This is a genomic window from Kordia aestuariivivens, assembly GCF_014397005.1.
Classification (GTDB): Bacteria; Bacteroidota; Bacteroidia; order Flavobacteriales; family Flavobacteriaceae; genus Kordia; species Kordia aestuariivivens.
Genome location: NZ_JACGWS010000023.1, coordinates 1 through 16,737 on the forward strand (window position 1 = coordinate 1; position 16,737 = coordinate 16,737).

The following is a 16,737-nucleotide window of genomic DNA, read 5'->3' on the forward strand; positions in this document are numbered from 1 at the left end:
AACTTACAACATTGCGTGCGTCTTGCAGACTTCTCAATGTTGAGTTAGAACTATTGATTCTTGAGATCCCGTTATGCAACGGGATTAATTCAACTTACAACATTGCGTGCGTCTTGCAGACTTCTCAATGTTGAGTTAGAACTATTGATTCTTGAGATCCCGTTATGCAACGGGATTAATTCAACTTACAACATTGCGTGCGTCTTGCAGACTTCTCACTATTGAGTTAGAACTATTGATTCTTGAGATCCCGTTATGCAACGGGATTAATTCAACTTACAACATTGCGTGCGTCTTGCAGACTTCTCAATGTTGAGTTTCATTAAGGTAAAAGAGGAGTTTTGCAACTCCTCTTTTGAATAGTCTAAATGCAAGATTACCTAAACCTAATTTAAACTATAGGTTAGTCCGGAATGTGTTTTGAGTATTGTATTTCTGATAAATTTATATCGTAGATACTATTTTCTATAACTGTCATTTTTAAAGCAATTCCAGACATTCCATTTGTATATAGTGTTCCACTATATCCAGAGGTTAATGCTGCTGAATATGAAGTTCCGTTTACATATAGTATTTCATTGTTATAAGTGAAAGGAATATTTTCGCCTGGTGCGGCAATATCTACAGAAATGGTTCCTCTGTTAGAGAAAGCTGCCAAGCCAGAATTACTGTTTGGCGAATTAGCTACATCCCACACAGATGCATTGGGATTGTTATATCCAGAATTTCCATTTCTTAATGCGGCAATTGCCAAGATATTTTCACTTTCATAGGAAGAAGGAAAGTGTGGTGTTGTATCATTATTAAACCCTTTGTTTCCTGCAGATGTTACTACCAATATATCTACTGCTTCGTCTATGAACTTTTCTAGCAATTCACGATTATGATGATCCCAACCAAAACTCATGTTGATTATATTTACATCTGGTTTATTTGCTGCAAATTGGAATCCGCATAAGGCATCAAAATAGCGAATGTTTCCTGTTTCGTCTGCCACTTTTACGGGTAATATTTGGTAATTTATAGTTGCTTGTTCAAATTTAGAAGCAATTAGTTTTGAAACAATCGTTCCATGCCTTCCCTGATGATCATCGTATGGATTGTTATTATCTCTCACAAAATTCCAACCAAACAGTTCGGTGTATCCATTATTGTTACAACCATTTTGATCACTATTGTATAAAAAAGGTTGTGTAAAACCTTCGTAATCATACATGATCCCTGTATCTAAGACTGCCACGGTTACGCCTTGATTGGTTGCAACACGTTTGAGTAATCCATCATCAGTACTTGCGATACCTGCAAAATCGACAAACATAGTTTCACTTATTTTAATGTTTGGATTAAGTTCTGCACCTTCAATTTCTTCATCTGATTTAGCTGTTGCCTTTTTCTCTTCCAAACCGCCACCACTAGACTGTTGTTTACTAAAAACCCAAAGTTCTAAGTTTGGATCAGCGCATTCGCATTTTTTATATTCTAAAATATTGTATTGGGCTCTTTTTATTATTTTTTCAGCTTCCGTAGTTCCTTCTGGATATAAGATAACCAGTTCGTTCCCTACTTCGTTTGCACTTGACGCGCCTCCTTTTTGTGTAATTTCTTCTTTTGCAATTTCAGTTTCTTCGGTATTGATTGCTTCTTTTTGACAACTAACAAACGTCATCAATAGCAATGCAAAACAGTATACTACTACTTTTTTCATAATTCTTTACGTTTAAATTAATTAATGTAATAATGGTTTAGGTATGATAAAAATTCCAGCCAACCGAAATTGGCTGGAATTCTCTTGCATTATTTATATATGTTTACTCTATAATAACTTTCTTAGTGATGGTTTCTTTGTCTGTAGTGATCACGAAGAAATACATTCCTTTGCTTAATACAGATTTACCATTCCAAGATATTGTAATTGATTGATTTTCAATACGATTTTCATTGAAAGTTTTGATTAGTACTCCATCAAAACGATATACTTTTACAGTAAATGGCGTTTTGTCGTTTCCTGAAATTTCAATGTTCATATTACCGTCATTTGGATTCGGCGAAATCTTAGCAGACGTTTTCACGCTAGTACCTGGGCCTGGTTCTTGTGGTCTTGTATCACAACTTCCACATGCTAAATCAGACCAAACAATTTCGTCCTTACATTTAACTCCAACTCTCCAGCTAAAGCATCCTGATTGGTTGATGAATGGTAATTGGAACGAAGTTCCTGTAACTTCCCATCGACTTGAAGTCGGGTTAGCACCACCTCTACAACATGCAGGATCGTCCCAATTTACTTCTACAGTATATGTTTGCGTAGCATCACCTGTCCAAGTTAGATTTGCTCTTCTACAGTCGTATTGTAAGTTTGTAGGTACTCCACATGGATCTTCACATTCGTAGAAGAAACAGTCTTGGTACACACATTCTTTTCCATACTCTATATTTGTAGCTGTAAAACAAACTGGTCCAGCCATTGGTAATGGAAATGCTCTCATAGCTCCAAATCCACCATCTGACCAACTGAATGTATCATAAATACTTAAATCAATTGGATCTCCGTTAGCATCTACCAATTCTATGAATACAATTCCTAATTCACACGGATCACAATCTTCACCATCAACACGAGCGTTCATATACGCATGTAAAAGATCTAATTCATCTTGCAACTGACTTACAGCCTTCGATTCTATTGATTTTTCCATTCTTTCTTTTATAGACGCTTCATACGTTAGTAATTGATCATCTGAAGGACATTCTAGTACTTTGATAAAGATATCTTCATCACAGCAATCTTCAAGGTATGTGATTATATACTCACATCCATTTGGATAGGTAATGGTTGCTTGCCAATGTTCTCCTGGAGATGCATAAATCCAATCTGCAAGAATATTTTCATTTACCGCAGTATCTAAATTATCCCAAGAGATAATAACTCCACCAGCTGAGGTAATAGGTGTTCCGTCTGCACTCAGTACATGTATTGGCCACTGATCAGCAGTACATACTACTTCTGGACAGTTTGGATGTTGCCAATATGGAACAATTTCAGGTTCGTCATCACAACAAGTAGAAATTACAATATCATCAATACTCATTTCTGATTGGCTTGTACCATCAGAAGCATTTGCCATGAATGGGAATATCCATAAATGAGTATAATCTGCATCTGGTGTAAATTTAAGTGTTACATTTTGCCAATTGTTTAGATAATCTCCCATAGTATTTTGGAAAATAATTTGTCCATTAGGCGTTGCAGTAACATTTCCTGGGCTATTTGTAGCCACTAAATTTACAGTTGCATTATTTGCTACATTAGGATCTCCTGTATTTCTATCATCTGTAAGAAGTCTGAAACAAATATCATACGTTACACCTTCTTCGAAGTTAAAGTTAGCTTCAATAGCTTCTCCACCGCCGCCATACGACCACATCCAAGCAAAACGATCTACTCCATGTAATGAAGGAGAACCAGCTACTGCTGTCCAATCTACCACACAACCGTCTCCGAATGCTGTACTTCCTGTACAAGATGCGTTATCAAAGTTTCCGTTAGATAATAAGTTATTATCTGCATCACAACAGTTTTCATGTGTACAAGGAGTTACATTAATCGTTACCGTTTCATTAAAAGGATCATCACAAGTATCAATACCTGCGATATCTACAGTAAATGAATTAGTTCCTCCTGGCTGTACACAAAATACACCTGCAGAAGGACTTGTAACATTCCCATTGCTTGTGTAAGTTACAGACGAAACATCGCCATTTGCAGCTACCGTTACACATTGGAAAAGACATTCTTCAATTGTATAAGAACCTGGAGATGTAATTGGTGCTCCGTTAATTGTATAAGAAACTTCTGCTGTACAATTACCTTCACATTCATCTATACAATCTGCATTGGCAACAGTATTTCTGATAACATTTCCTGGTTGCGTTCCAAATCCATTACTCATAGGAAAAGTACCATGCCCATAGCTATCAAAATAACTCATAATAGTTGGTGTCACGTTTGTGATTCCTGGCGCTGTAAAACAAGGTTGTGGATTGTTTGGCGTTCCACTTGGTAAAACACTTCCGTAATCATCAATCTGTGTACTGTTTCCATTCCAAACACAATCATGTGTATGTCTTGATCCTAGATTGTGACCAATTTCATGTGTTACTACTTTTACTTGACGAGAGTACGTTGGGTAACTCGCAAAAGATGGAAATAATGAAGTATGTCCATACGATGCATTTTCACTACATAATCCGTTAACAAACGCTACTCCACCTGCAGAACTACTTCTGTAAGTTAGTAAATGAGCCAAGTCGCCATTATAAGCCGGTCTCGTTGTTCTAAATGTAAATAAATTTGTCACAGAAGATGAACTTGTATATGGATCTTGTGTATCCCATACAAAGATTTCAGAAATTTCAACATTGACACTTTCATTTAGATAGATGGTTGCTGTTTGATTGAACAATCCTATTACAAAATTTTCAACATCAGCTGTATTACTACTAAAGTGCTGATAAATATCATAATCTACTTCAAAGTATATTTTAATACACTTATCCATAGAGTCACTTGGGTTAGAAGTCATTATATCTCCAACAGTATATGGTAAAGCATCTCCACCACCAGCATCTACTTCATCACAAGCAAACGATTCGTTTTGTACATTTTCTGAATTGAAAATGATATGCGAATCTTTATTTCTTAATTTTCCAATGTTGTAAGATCCTTTTCCTTCTATGGAAACAGTTCCCATCATTTGAGAATTAAAAAAACTAACTGCAACAATACTTGTACTTTCTTTCCCTCTAACAATTCCTCGATAATGCTTTGCAATATCATTTTTAGAATGCTCTTTTCCAGAAAGTGTGGTAACTGTGTAATCGTAAAAAGATTGAGAAACTTCTACAAGATCAACAACCACTGAGAAGTTTGTCTCTAATGGAAGTGTCATTGAAATCGCTCTCTTTTTCTGATTGGCTAAGGAATTTTGGAAAAAATCCTGATTGTACATAAATAAGGAAACTTTTGAAGCGTCCTTGAGACCTGTTAATTGCTCTTTGTTTTCCTGTAGTTGTATAAGACTACTAACATCTGTAAATGATGTTCCTTTTGCCTTAGTATTGACTACTTCTGCAGCCACAGGTTTTAACGTTTGAGCAACCATGAATGTCATTCCAAATAATAGGAGCAACATTGAAACATAAACTTTTTTCATAATTAAAATGTTTGGTTTTTGGTTATCCCTACTCTATTTTGGTTAAAGGCTTTTCGGGTTTCCGCCCATGAAATGAATTAATTCATGAGATAGTTCCGCCCAAGATGTTTTGTTACCCGATTTATTTCATTAAATTTAGAACTGCCTTTTGCAAACCCTATTTTTATGTCAAATGATGCTTATTTTATTGAAGGTCTTCGCTCTGGAAAAGAGACTGTATTGCAAGAAATATATGATCAGTTTTTTTCAAAGGTTAAAACGTTTGTTTTACAAAACAAAGGGACTATTACTGATGCCGAAGATGTTTTTCACAACGCCCTAATACAATTGTATATCCGTCTAAAAAACAGGCAACTAGTAATTAAATCTTCTTTTGAAGCGTATCTTTTTACTACTTGCAAAAACCTTTGGCGAAGAGAATTAAATAAAAAACGGGTAACAAAATCCAATGTTGTTGAACTTGAAGACAAAGAAACAGAAAATGCTTATGCATTGCTAGAGCAAGAACAGTGGGAATTGTATATTGAAAAGTTTCAATTACTCTCTGAAAATTGCAGAAAAGTATTGACATTATTGTTTGGTGGTACTTCGTATGAAGAAATCGTGGAAACGTTTTCGTATGCATCAAAAGTAGTTGCTAGACAACGTGTTTTTAAATGTAAAGCTAAATTAACCAAGCTAATTAAGGAAGACACTAAGTTTTCCAAAATAAAGAAATTATGAGTTTTGATGACCAAACCTATTCCCGAATTGCGTCATATTTGAACAATGAGATGAATGAAGCTGAAAAAGCTGCCTTTGAAGTCCAACTTGAAAATGACGCCGAACTTGCTTCGTTTGTTGATACGTTTTCGACACTAGAAGGTGTGTACAACGAAGACAAATGGACTGTAAAAAGTAATGCAACAATTGCAGAAGTGAAAGCACTTGCCAATGCGTTTAGAGCCGATGATGTTGCTGATGTATCTAAAAAGATTCGTGCTATTCAGCAACACACAACAAATCAAGAAACAACTTCAAGAAGCAGAAAGTCTTACTTCTATTATATTTCATCTGCTGTTGCGATCGCCGCAGTATGTACGTTGTTTTATTTCTCGTTTATGCAATCTATCACCGCAGATGATGCGTTTGAGCAATACCACGATTGGGCGAGTTTACCTTCGTTTCAAACAAAAAGTGACACCAACAACAATCTAGCGAAAGCGAGCACTTTATTTCAAGAAGAAAAATACCAAGAAGCTTTATCAATTTTTACAACATACGCACAAGAAAGTGCCACTTACAATCCGCAAATACAATTGTATATCGGAGTTTCACACATGGAACTTGAGAATTATCAAGAAGCTCTTCAAACATTTAACCAATTACAAAACAGTAATACCGTAGATGATCATAAAGCATATTGGTACACAGCTTTGACGTATTTGAAACAAAATGATGCTGAAAATGCTAAAAAAGTATTGAAGACTTTAGTTGAAAATCCAAGCAATTATAATTACGAAAAAGCCAAAGAATTGCTCAAAAAGTTAAAATAATACAAAAATCTTCCTCATTTTTATAAATTTCGATAACATATTCGGTTTTTTATAGGTGATACTCATCCATACACTTGTAAGAAAATAAAAAAAGCCTTTAATTTGAGTAGACCAAAACTTGAATTACTTAAAAATTATGAATAAAGAGCTCTTAGAAAAAAAGTTAAAAGAAATTGATCAAATTATTAAATCGAAATATAAAGAAGAAACGCAAATAGGAGTTTTAGCAGGACTCGCTGGTGTTTCGTTATTTCAGTTTTATTATTCCAAATATCTTGATATTGACGATCACGCTGATATTGGTGTAGAAATGTTAACCGATTGTATTGATAAAATTAATGAAGGATATAGTTATCCAACATTCTGTACAGGAATTGCAGGAGCAGGTTGGGTTTTAGATCATTTGGAGCAAGAAGAATTTATGGATGCTGATAATGACGATTTACTTCCTGAGTTAGACCAGTATATTCACACATTTATGGTGACTGATATGAAAAATGGAAATTACGATTTCCTTCATGGTGCCATTGGATATGCTTTTTACTTCTTAAATCGATACCGAAATACAAAATCAGACGAATTAAAAGCTAAATACGTCACGTTCCTTAATGAATTTATGGAATTGCTAGAAGGCTTGTCTGAAGATGATGGCGATGGAAAAACTAAATGGGAATCTGAATTAAGCATCGAAACCAAAGAAAGAGGATACAATTTGAGTCTTTCTCATGGAATGTCGAGCATTGTCGGAATCTTAACAAAACTCCATGTATACGACGATTTCAAAGCGAAAGCTGAGCCAATGTTAAAAGGCGCTATCAAATACATCATGAGTCATAAAAGTCCTGAAGAAAAGCCATACTCTATCTTTCCAAGTTGGGTAACTGATGAAAAAGAAGCTGAAAACGGGCAAAGCCGTTTGGCATGGTGTTATGGTGATCTTGGTGTTGGGATGCGTTTTTGGTATGCTTCAAAAACATTAAATGATAAAGAATTAGGAGCTACTGCACTTGAAGTACTAAAACATTCTGCTGCAAGAATCAAGCAAGAAGATAGTTTGGTAAGAGATGCGGGAGTTTGTCATGGTTCGTACGGAAATGCACAAATGTTCTTACGTATGTACCGAGAAACTGGTGAACAAGAATTTAAAGATGCTTTTGAATTTTGGATGCAGGACGGAATCGACAGAGGAATCCATGAAGATGGATATGCAGGATACATGCAATGGAAAGGTGTTGATAAAAGTTGGGCGCCAGAAACATCACTGCTCGAAGGAATTGCAGGAATTGGACTTTCCATCCTTGATTATTTAGCAGATTACAATACAAATTGGGATGAATGTTTAATGATAAGTTAACAAGAAACAGATGAGTAAAAATCCATATAAGAATTTTTCAAAATATATATTACGAACACCGCTTTTCTCATTCACTTCCTATCAAGAATTGACAGCCAAAAAAGAAATCTCAGAAGAAGATTTTAGAACGGTTTGTACAAATCCTATTGTGAGAGAAGCATTATTTTTAGCTTCGCCTTCTTTATTTGAAGAAATAGACAGATGGCTCAACGGCGAAATGGACGATGCTAAAAAAGAACAAAAACTACGTTATTCTATCTTAAAATATATCTCAAGAATGTCTTCCAGGTGTACACCATTTGGATTATTTGCAGGATGTTCGGTAGGTGAATTTGGCGAAGAAACAGATATCAAACTCAAAGGTTCGGATCAAAATAAGCGTCATACGCGACTAGATATGAATTATTTGGTAGCACTTTCGCAAGATTTGATAACGAATAAAAAAATTAGAGAGCAATTATTATTCTTTCCAAACTCAAGTATTTATAAAGCCGGACCGCAATTACGTTATATAGAATATAAATATTTTAACAGTAGAAGACATCACCATATTGTTGCGGTTGATGATACGGAATACTTAGCCATCGTTTTAGAGAAAGCTTCTCATGGAGCTTCTTTATCACAACTAGCAGCTTTATTAGTTGATGATGAAATTTCAATGGAAGAAGCTACAGAGTTCATTGAAGAATTAGTATCAAGTCAGTTGCTAATTAGTGAACTAGAACCTTCGGTTTCTGGTCCTGAATTCTTAGATCAAATTTGTAATGTATTGGAACGCTTGCAAGGTGTTGAAGATATATTGGCAGCGTTGAAAGAAGCCGATAAAAAAATTACTAAAATTGATCAATCTATTGGGAATAATCCAAAAGTATACTTAGAATTAAGTGAATTTTTACAGCAATTAGATACTGATTTTGAGTTGAAGTTTATGTTCCAAACCGATATGGTGTTGGAAAACACAAAAAATACACTAAGTCAAACTGTTGTTGATGACATTCAAAAAGGATATGCATTATTAAACCGATTGACGTTTCCACAATCAACAACAACGCTTACGAAATTTAGAGATGCTTTTCACGAACGTTTTGAAGAACGTGAAGTTCCGCTTTCGACGGCTTTAGATGTTGAAATTGGAATTGGCTACAAGCAAGATCAAGGTGCTGGAGACGTAAATCCGTTAGTAGATAACATTATGATTCCAGGAAGGCAATCTAAAAATCCTGTCATGGAAATTCGTTGGTCTTCTATCAATTCATACTTTCAAGATAAACTGATTGAAGCTTTTAAAAACGACGATTATATTATTAAGATTGATGCAGCCGATTTTAAAGATTACGACCTCAACTGGAACGATCTTCCAGATACAATGTCGTGCATGATTGAAATTTTAGAAGATAAAGACGGCGCACAGAAAATTAAGTTTAGCGGTGGTGGCGGATCTAGTGCAGCAAACTTATTAGGTCGTTTCTGTCATGGTGATCCTGAACTTTTCAAGTATACACAAGAAATGGTGGATATGGAAGCAGAGATGAACAAAGACAAAATCTTAGCCGAAATTGTGCATCTTCCAGAATCGAGAGTTGGAAATATTTTAATGCGTCCAGATTTACGTAAATACGAAATTCCGTATTTGGCAAAATCGATCAAAGACGAAGAAGATCAATTGCCAATTGACGATTTAATGGTTTCTGTAAAAAACCACAGCAAAGTATTATTGCGTTCTAAAAAAAATAACAAAGAAATCGTTCCGCATTTAACCAATGCACATAACTATTCTGCAAATTCATTGCCTATTTACCACTTCTTATCAGACATGCAAACGCAAGGAATTAGAAGTGGCGTTGGTTTCGGATTAGGACCTTTTGCCAATGAATATCCGTTTTTGCCACGTGTTGAGTTTAATAACTTAATCTTACACGATGCTACTTGGAACTTAAAGAAAAGTCACATAGAGCCATTAATAAAAAGTAAAAATGACAATGATAAACTAACGGAAGCGATACAAGCATTGCGCGATAGCTTAAAAATTCCGCAATATGTAATGCTTGCCGATGGTGATAATGAATTGCTTATCAACTTTGGAAACCTTACTTCTACACGCATGTTACTAGACACTGTAAGCAAGCGAGGCTCGTTTAAACTTACCGAATTCCTATTTAGCGAACGCGGTGTTGTAAAAGAAGGAGATGAATATTACACAAACCAAGTAGTAGTTTCATTTTATAATGAAGAAAAATTAACTCAAAGCAAGCAGCCCAATGAATAACGAAATACAAAGAAATTTTATTTTAGGAGATAGTTGGCTGTATTATAAAATTTATACAGGACCAAAAACCTCAGATGCTGTGCTAACGGAAATTATAAAACCCATAGCAGAGCAGCTTATAGAACACGGAATTATTGACAAATGGTTCTTTATACGATATGCCGATCCAAAACATCATGTGAGAGTTCGTTTTCACTATACAAAGCCTGAAAATATTGGAATGATCATTAACGGATTGTATCCAAAATTTAAAGAATTTATCGATCAAGATTTAATTTATAAAATTCAGATTGATACGTATCAACGAGAAATTGAACGTTACGGAATCAACACCATGGAATTGGGTGAAGATTTGTTTTACCATGATAGTAAAATGATGGTAGACTTCATTGACATGATTGAAGGTGATGAAGGTGAAGAATTGCGTTGGTTATTTTCTATCAGAGCCATGGACTCACATTTATCAAGTTATAAATATACCGATGATGAGAAGTTGGAGCTCATGGATCGTTTAAAAACTGGATTCGGAAATGAATTTGGAATGTCGCGCCCGTTAAAAAAGCAGTTAGATGATAAATTTAGAGCGGAGCGTAAAAAAATTGAAGAATTTATGGTATTTACCGCTGAGGAAAATCCAGATTACGAACCAATTTTAGACGTTTTAACCGAGAAAGAAGAAGGAATTGTAGATATTGCTGCTGCCATTTTAAAGCACAACGAAGACGGAACGTTAGTTATGCCGCTTAACGACCTTATGGGGAGTTACATGCACATGCTCATGAATCGTTTATTCAAGTCTAAAAACCGTATTCACGAAATGGTGTGTTACGATTTCTTATATCGCTATTACAAATCAATGATTGCGCGTAAAAAGCACATGAATAAAGCCAAGAAGAAATAGTATTCTTAACATATAATTATAAGAAAAGCAACAATATCCTAGTTTTAAATTACGTTATATGAGTGTATAAATTAAAACTTTATAAATTATGAAAAAACAACATTCAAAACTACGTTTAGCAAAAAAAGTAATTTCTACTTTGAAGACACAATCAATTAAAGGTGGTACTAACACAGGTACATTAAGAACTGTAGGGGTTAATGATTCAAACGATAATTGTTAATATTAATTTTTAATAATCACAAAAAAGTCTAGCAAATTGCTAGACTTTTTTTTGTTACAACCCTTTTGTACTAAAGGAATCGTCTTTTACCGCGCATATTTTTTTTCTACACATAAAACCGTTATACTTGTATAAACCGATTCGCCCAAACATTTCAATAATGCGTCTTAAAAAACCATCTTTTTCAACATTTTATTTTACATCAGTTGCGATTCTATTTTTATTTTCGCTTTCGCTGAATGCACAAACCGATTCTTTACAAGGAAAATCGTATAAAGAGTTGATTAAATTATATCAAACTGTTTTATTTTCAAATCCATCTGATGCAACAGTATACGCAACAGAAGCAAAACGTGTTGCCCAACAAAAAAACGATCAAGGAAAAGTAGCAGAAAGTTTATATTGCATTGCATTTTCAACCTATTACCTTGCTGAATACGATGCGTCTTTACATGCTATCGAGCAATCCATACAGATTTCAAAAAAGCGAAACAACTACTATTTGCTATTTGAAAATTATAATCTTAAAGGAAATATTCTTTCCGATTTGGAAAAAGAATTTGAAGCTCTTGACGAATATCTTTTAGCTAAAAAATATGCGGATTTAACAGGCAAACCTATTCACTCCATTACCGTATCTGTTAATATTGCTCACCTTAAAAAATCGCATAATAATCCCCAAGAAGCACTTGTTATTTTAAAAGAAAGCTTAGCACTACTTGAAAAAGTAGCTGATGGAAATAGAGAAAAATTGAGGTACAAGCGGATTATATTAATGAACATTGCAGATACGTATCTAAGAATGAAAAACATTACTGATGCGGAGAACTACAATAATTTAGCAATGGAATCGTGTGTTGGAGCACAAACTAATCTCGCTTGCCTAATTATCTTAATGAATGATGGCATTATAAATTATCAAAAGAAAAACTACGATAAAACGATTATCATTTCTAAAAAAGTAGAAAAAGGTTTTATAGAGCTTAAAAATGAAAATCAACTTGTAACACCTTATTTTTACTTGGGAAAAAGCTATTTTCAGAAAGAGGAATATACAGAAACCATTACCTATCTTGAAAAAGCGTTGGCTATTGTCAGTGAAAATAAAATGGCCTTTTCTGATCAAAAAGAAGTGCATCAACTATTACGTAAATCATATATCAAAGTTGGTGATGAAAAGAAGGCAGAAGAACATTTTAACTATTATGACCAAATTGACCGCAAAGATGACAGTATTAATACTCAACTAAATAATACGATTTATAAAAAATATGAAATTGACCCACTAAAAGAAGAAATAACTTCTTTAGGAAATGACAATCTTAAACAACAAAAACGAGCAAAATACCTATATGCTTTATTAGGTGTATTGGCGATCACTTTTATAGGATTTTTTATCTGGTTTAAACAAAAGCAAAAACAGAATAAAAAACGTTTTCAAGAATTATTAGTAACTATTGAAAAGCTAGAACAACCTAAAGAAAAAATAACTTCAGATGTGTTGGCAAAAGAAAATTCCAATCCTGTAACGGATAAAAATGCACTACAAATTTTAAAAGATTTAGAAATTTTTGAAGAAAAAGAATTGTATTTACGACAAGATTGCACGTTGAGTTATGTTGCCAAAAAACTAAAAACAAACACTTCCTATTTATCAAACGTAATTAATACCTATAAAGAAAAATCATTTAAAGCATACCTATCAGAATTGCGTATCAATGCAGCATTAATTAAACTTAAAAATGACAGTAAATTACGTTCATATACTATCAAAGCGATTGCGAAAGAATTTGGTTTTAAGCGTTCAGAAACCTTTTCAAGAGCATTTAAATCCCAAACAAGCATGTACCCGTCATATTACATCAAAAACCTTCAAAATCAGAAAGATACATAAGTGATGTTTTATAAAATGTCACAAGCATCGTTAAGAAGTTAGCTATTTTTTTTAGATATTTAGATTGTTAAACTAAAACAAATAATTATTATGAAATCACTAAAATTAAAAAAAGTAAAAATTTCAAAAATAAATAATCTTCATACAATATTTGGAGGAGGAGATACAGTAGGAGCAAACCCTCAAAGGACTGTAACAATTGACGCTGCTTGTCTCAAGACAAGAGATGCTGATGATACAGATTGTAACACGGTAACCAATAATGGGACATTAAAAACCGCTGGCACACCTACTAATACTGGAATTGAGTAATTAAAACAATCAAGCCAATATACTGAAAAGCCCTCATATTATAAATGAAGGCTTTTTTTTGTTAATTGTCCCGTCCTGAAATAAGTCGATTTTGTGTCAACTTATTTCAGAACGACACATGCAGCCCTTTTATACTAGATGAATTGTCTTTTACCGCGCTTATTTTTTTTCTACACATAAAACCGCTATACTTGTATAAACCGATTCGCCCAAACATTTCAATAATGCGTCTTAAAAAACCATTTTTTTCAACATTTTATTTTACATCCGTTGCGATTCTATTTTTATGTTCACTTTCGCTAAATGCACAAACCGATTCTTTACAGGGGAAATCGTATGAGGAGTTAGTGACGCTTTTCGATGCAACCATACGTGAAGATGCTTCTGAGTCTAGATCGTATGCCACAAAAGCATACCAACTAGCCAAACAGGAAAATGATTTAGAAAAAATGATGCGAGCAAAATACAATATTGCGCGCTCCAATTATGCTATGGCTGAGTATACAACATCTATTAAAAATCTTGATGAGGTTATTCATATTGCCACAGGGCTAAAAAATAATTTATTACTATTCAGAAGTTATAACTTAAAAGGAAACAATCTATGTGAGCTAAATAAAAACAATGAAGCTTTTGACGAATATTTGGAAGCTAGAGAATATGCTAAACTTACAAAAAATCCTATACACATATCTTCGGTTGCTATTAATATTGTACTCATAAAAAAAATACACAAAGATTATCAAGAATGCATTGATATCTTATTAGAAAATTTACAGCTTTTAAAAAATTTAGATGATCCGAGTGAAGAAAAAATATATAATGAACGAATTATTTTATTGCAGCTTGCTGACACATATCTTAGAATTAAACAACCTCAAAAAGCTGAAGATTACAATAAACTAGCCTTAGCAATAACTCCTAAGGAAGAATTTCCAAATACTTACTACTTTATTTTAATGAATGATGCCATTATTCAATATCAAATAAAGAACCACCAACAAAGTATAGACATCTGTAGAGAAATAGAAGGTTATTATATTAGCACAAATGAAACTTCTAGATTAATGACACCTTATCAATACATAGGAAAAAATTATTATGAGCTAAAAGAATTTCCCAAAGCAACTAACTATTTAGAAAAAACTATTGCTATTTCTGATCAGTTCAAATTAGATTTTTCCGAACGAAAAGAAATATATCATTTTTTACAGTTGTCACATACACAAATAGGAAATAAAGAAAAAGCATCAGAATATTCAATTAAACAGTATGAATTAGATGAAAAAAATGACAGCCTTGATATTTCATTAAATAACAGAATCAATAAAGAGCATGATATTATTCCGCTTCAAGAAGAAATAACTTCTTTAGGGGATGACAATCAAAAACAAAAAAAACGAGCAAAATATTTATATGCAATATTAGGCGTGTTGGGTATTACTTTGATAGGATTTTTCATTTGGTTTAAGCAAAAACAAAAACTGAATAAAAAGCGTTTTCAAGAATTATTAGTAACGATTAAAAAGTTAGAACAACCGAAAGAAAAAACAATGCTTGAAGTAATTGCAACAGAATCTTCCAATCCTATAACCGACGAAAATGCCTTGCAAATTTTAAAAGATTTGGGGAAATTTGAAGAAAAAAAATTATACTTACGACAAGACTGCACACTAGGGTATGTTGCCAAAAAACTAAAAACAAATACTTCTTATTTATCAAACGTCATCAACACCTACAAAGAAAAATCATTCAAAACATACCTTTCAGAGTTGCGCATCAATGCAGCATTGATTCAACTTAAAAATGATTCTAAATTACGTTCGTATACCATTAAAGCCATTGCAGAAGAGTTTGGTTTTAAGCGCTCAGAAACCTTTTCAAGAGCCTTTAAATCACAAACAGATATGTACCCATCACATTACATCAAAAGACTTGAAAATCAGAAAGATACATAAGTGACGTTTTATAAAATATCAGTAGTATCTTTTAAATATTCGCTTTTTTTTTCAGACATTTATATTGTTAAATTAAAACAAGAATTATTATGAAATCACTAAAACTGAGAAAAGTAAAAATTTCTAAAATAGGAAATCCCCATATCCTATTTGGAGGAGCAACCAATGGTTGCCCAACGACGACCCCACCGCCTATATCGGTGGATGAAGAATGTATCAAGTCATTACGTAATGAATGTGATACCGTAACTAATACACTCCCTACTCAACGAACGAGTGCTATTGGAGGTGATAATACTGACAGTGGTGATTAAACAACATCACCAATATAATTTTAAAAAGTCTTCTGCTAACTACGGAGGACTTTTTTGTTAATTAACATTTTATTTATAAAGTCGCTGCGGTTTCTTCTTATCTTTATAAGTGTATAAAGTTTCCCAAATGCCTAATGTTGTATTTTTTATTAACTAAAAAAAATAGATCATGAAAAAACAAAAATTAGGATTGAACAAATTAAGCTTGACCAAGTCAAGAATTGCAGAATTAAACACATCAAATGTAGTTGGTGGAACCAGAAGAAGAGAAACTACCAATCCACAATGTATTATTACAGGTATTTATGATGGTTGCGAAGTAACGGCAAACGAATGCCAAACAAACATTGCTTGTACAAATAATAACTGTGGCGGCGGTTCTGGAACAACAACAGATCAAACACAACAATTTATTTCTTGCTATGAAGCATGTTAATCTAGTATAATTTCCCCTAAATTCTTTGAACTGTATTTTTTATTAACCGAAAAATATAGATCATGAAAAAACAAAAATTAGGATTGAACAAATTAAGCTTGACCAAGTCACGAGTTGCAGAATTAAACAAATCAAATGTAGTTGGTGGTGGTGAATCTACAAATCCACAATGTATCTTTACAGGATATTTAGATGGATGTGATGTTACCGCAAATACTTGTACTGGCGGCGGTGGCGGAACTAACAATTGTGGCACTAATGACCCAACATGTAATACGCAAGCTATTTTATCTTGTTTATTTGCTTGTTAAACAGCAAAATACTTTAAAAC

14 protein-coding genes are annotated in these 16,737 nt (G+C 33.5%); 12 read left to right on the forward strand and 2 right to left on the reverse strand.

Annotated features, from left to right (window positions below):
• Positions 1–403: 403 nt before the first annotated feature.
• The gene (locus H2O64_RS23205; protein WP_187564636.1) at positions 404–1,705 is read right to left on the reverse strand and encodes a S8 family serine peptidase; all 1,302 of its coding nucleotides are present in this window, start codon (positions 1,703–1,705) and stop codon (positions 404–406) included.
• Positions 1,706–1,808: 103 nt separating this feature from the next.
• Positions 1,809–5,213 carry a zinc-dependent metalloprotease gene (locus tag H2O64_RS23210; protein ID WP_187564637.1) on the reverse strand — a complete coding sequence of 1,135 codons (3,405 nt, stop codon included), beginning with the start codon at positions 5,211–5,213 and terminating at the stop codon, positions 1,809–1,811.
• A gap of 165 nt (positions 5,214–5,378) precedes the next feature.
• On the opposite strand from H2O64_RS23210, the gene H2O64_RS23215 reads away from it, so the two are divergent.
• The 12 genes from H2O64_RS23215 (at position 5,379) to H2O64_RS23265 (ending at position 16,717) form a co-directional block, all read left to right on the forward strand.
• Positions 5,379–5,936, forward strand: coding sequence for an RNA polymerase sigma factor (locus H2O64_RS23215; protein WP_187564638.1), 558 nt, complete (start codon positions 5,379–5,381; stop codon positions 5,934–5,936).
• Positions 5,933–6,748, forward strand: a complete 816-nt coding sequence (locus H2O64_RS23220) for a tetratricopeptide repeat protein (RefSeq protein WP_187564639.1) — start codon at positions 5,933–5,935, stop codon at positions 6,746–6,748. The genes H2O64_RS23215 and H2O64_RS23220 overlap by 4 nt, the downstream gene beginning before the upstream one ends.
• Before the next feature lie 136 nt (positions 6,749–6,884).
• A complete protein-coding gene (locus tag H2O64_RS23225) occupies positions 6,885–8,102 on the forward strand; it encodes a lanthionine synthetase LanC family protein (protein ID WP_187564640.1) in 1,218 nt (405 codons plus the stop codon).
• Between the two features lie 10 nt (positions 8,103–8,112).
• A complete protein-coding gene (locus H2O64_RS23230) occupies positions 8,113–10,368 on the forward strand; it encodes a lantibiotic dehydratase family protein (RefSeq protein ID WP_187564641.1) in 2,256 nt (751 codons plus the stop codon).
• Entirely contained in the window at positions 10,361–11,269 is a 909-nt protein-coding gene (locus tag H2O64_RS23235) for a thiopeptide-type bacteriocin biosynthesis protein (protein WP_187564642.1), read from the forward strand. The genes H2O64_RS23230 and H2O64_RS23235 overlap by 8 nt, the downstream gene beginning before the upstream one ends.
• A gap of 88 nt (positions 11,270–11,357) precedes the next feature.
• Positions 11,358–11,492, forward strand: a complete 135-nt coding sequence (locus H2O64_RS24265) for a hypothetical protein (RefSeq protein WP_262890660.1) — start codon at positions 11,358–11,360, stop codon at positions 11,490–11,492.
• A gap of 160 nt (positions 11,493–11,652) precedes the next feature.
• On the forward strand, positions 11,653–13,386 hold the full coding sequence (locus H2O64_RS23240) for an AraC family transcriptional regulator (RefSeq protein ID WP_187564643.1): 1,734 nt from the start codon (positions 11,653–11,655) through the stop codon (positions 13,384–13,386).
• A 90-nt stretch (positions 13,387–13,476) separates the two neighbouring features.
• Positions 13,477–13,698 carry a hypothetical protein gene (locus tag H2O64_RS23245; protein ID WP_187564644.1) on the forward strand — a complete coding sequence of 74 codons (222 nt, stop codon included), beginning with the start codon at positions 13,477–13,479 and terminating at the stop codon, positions 13,696–13,698.
• A gap of 224 nt (positions 13,699–13,922) precedes the next feature.
• Positions 13,923–15,656 carry an AraC family transcriptional regulator gene (locus H2O64_RS23250; protein WP_187564645.1) on the forward strand — a complete coding sequence of 578 codons (1,734 nt, stop codon included), beginning with the start codon at positions 13,923–13,925 and terminating at the stop codon, positions 15,654–15,656.
• A gap of 89 nt (positions 15,657–15,745) precedes the next feature.
• Positions 15,746–15,970: a hypothetical protein gene (locus tag H2O64_RS23255; RefSeq protein WP_187564646.1), complete on the forward strand. Its 225-nt coding sequence runs from the start codon at positions 15,746–15,748 to the stop codon at positions 15,968–15,970.
• A gap of 169 nt (positions 15,971–16,139) precedes the next feature.
• The gene (locus H2O64_RS23260; protein WP_187564647.1) at positions 16,140–16,406 is read left to right on the forward strand and encodes a class I lanthipeptide; all 267 of its coding nucleotides are present in this window, start codon (positions 16,140–16,142) and stop codon (positions 16,404–16,406) included.
• Positions 16,407–16,468: 62 nt separating this feature from the next.
• Positions 16,469–16,717, forward strand: coding sequence for a hypothetical protein (locus H2O64_RS23265; RefSeq protein WP_187564648.1), 249 nt, complete (start codon positions 16,469–16,471; stop codon positions 16,715–16,717).
• Positions 16,718–16,737: the final 20 nt, after the last annotated feature.

What these genes read in the sequence shown, in the direction of transcription:
- H2O64_RS23205 (WP_187564636.1), bottom strand. Translation starts at nt 1,705, where the DNA reads ATGAAAAAAGTAGTAGTATACTGTTTTGCATTGCTATTGATGACGTTT.
- H2O64_RS23210 (WP_187564637.1), bottom strand. Translation starts at nt 5,213, where the DNA reads ATGAAAAAAGTTTATGTTTCAATGTTGCTCCTATTATTTGGAATGACA.
- H2O64_RS23215 (WP_187564638.1), top strand. Translation starts at nt 5,379, where the DNA reads ATGTCAAATGATGCTTATTTTATTGAAGGTCTTCGCTCTGGAAAAGAG.
- H2O64_RS23220 (WP_187564639.1), top strand. Translation starts at nt 5,933, where the DNA reads ATGAGTTTTGATGACCAAACCTATTCCCGAATTGCGTCATATTTGAAC.
- H2O64_RS23225 (WP_187564640.1), top strand. Translation starts at nt 6,885, where the DNA reads ATGAATAAAGAGCTCTTAGAAAAAAAGTTAAAAGAAATTGATCAAATT.
- H2O64_RS23230 (WP_187564641.1), top strand. Translation starts at nt 8,113, where the DNA reads ATGAGTAAAAATCCATATAAGAATTTTTCAAAATATATATTACGAACA.
- H2O64_RS23235 (WP_187564642.1), top strand. Translation starts at nt 10,361, where the DNA reads ATGAATAACGAAATACAAAGAAATTTTATTTTAGGAGATAGTTGGCTG.
- H2O64_RS24265 (WP_262890660.1), top strand. Translation starts at nt 11,358, where the DNA reads ATGAAAAAACAACATTCAAAACTACGTTTAGCAAAAAAAGTAATTTCT.
- H2O64_RS23240 (WP_187564643.1), top strand. Translation starts at nt 11,653, where the DNA reads ATGCGTCTTAAAAAACCATCTTTTTCAACATTTTATTTTACATCAGTT.
- H2O64_RS23245 (WP_187564644.1), top strand. Translation starts at nt 13,477, where the DNA reads ATGAAATCACTAAAATTAAAAAAAGTAAAAATTTCAAAAATAAATAAT.
- H2O64_RS23250 (WP_187564645.1), top strand. Translation starts at nt 13,923, where the DNA reads ATGCGTCTTAAAAAACCATTTTTTTCAACATTTTATTTTACATCCGTT.
- H2O64_RS23255 (WP_187564646.1), top strand. Translation starts at nt 15,746, where the DNA reads ATGAAATCACTAAAACTGAGAAAAGTAAAAATTTCTAAAATAGGAAAT.
- H2O64_RS23260 (WP_187564647.1), top strand. Translation starts at nt 16,140, where the DNA reads ATGAAAAAACAAAAATTAGGATTGAACAAATTAAGCTTGACCAAGTCA.
- H2O64_RS23265 (WP_187564648.1), top strand. Translation starts at nt 16,469, where the DNA reads ATGAAAAAACAAAAATTAGGATTGAACAAATTAAGCTTGACCAAGTCA.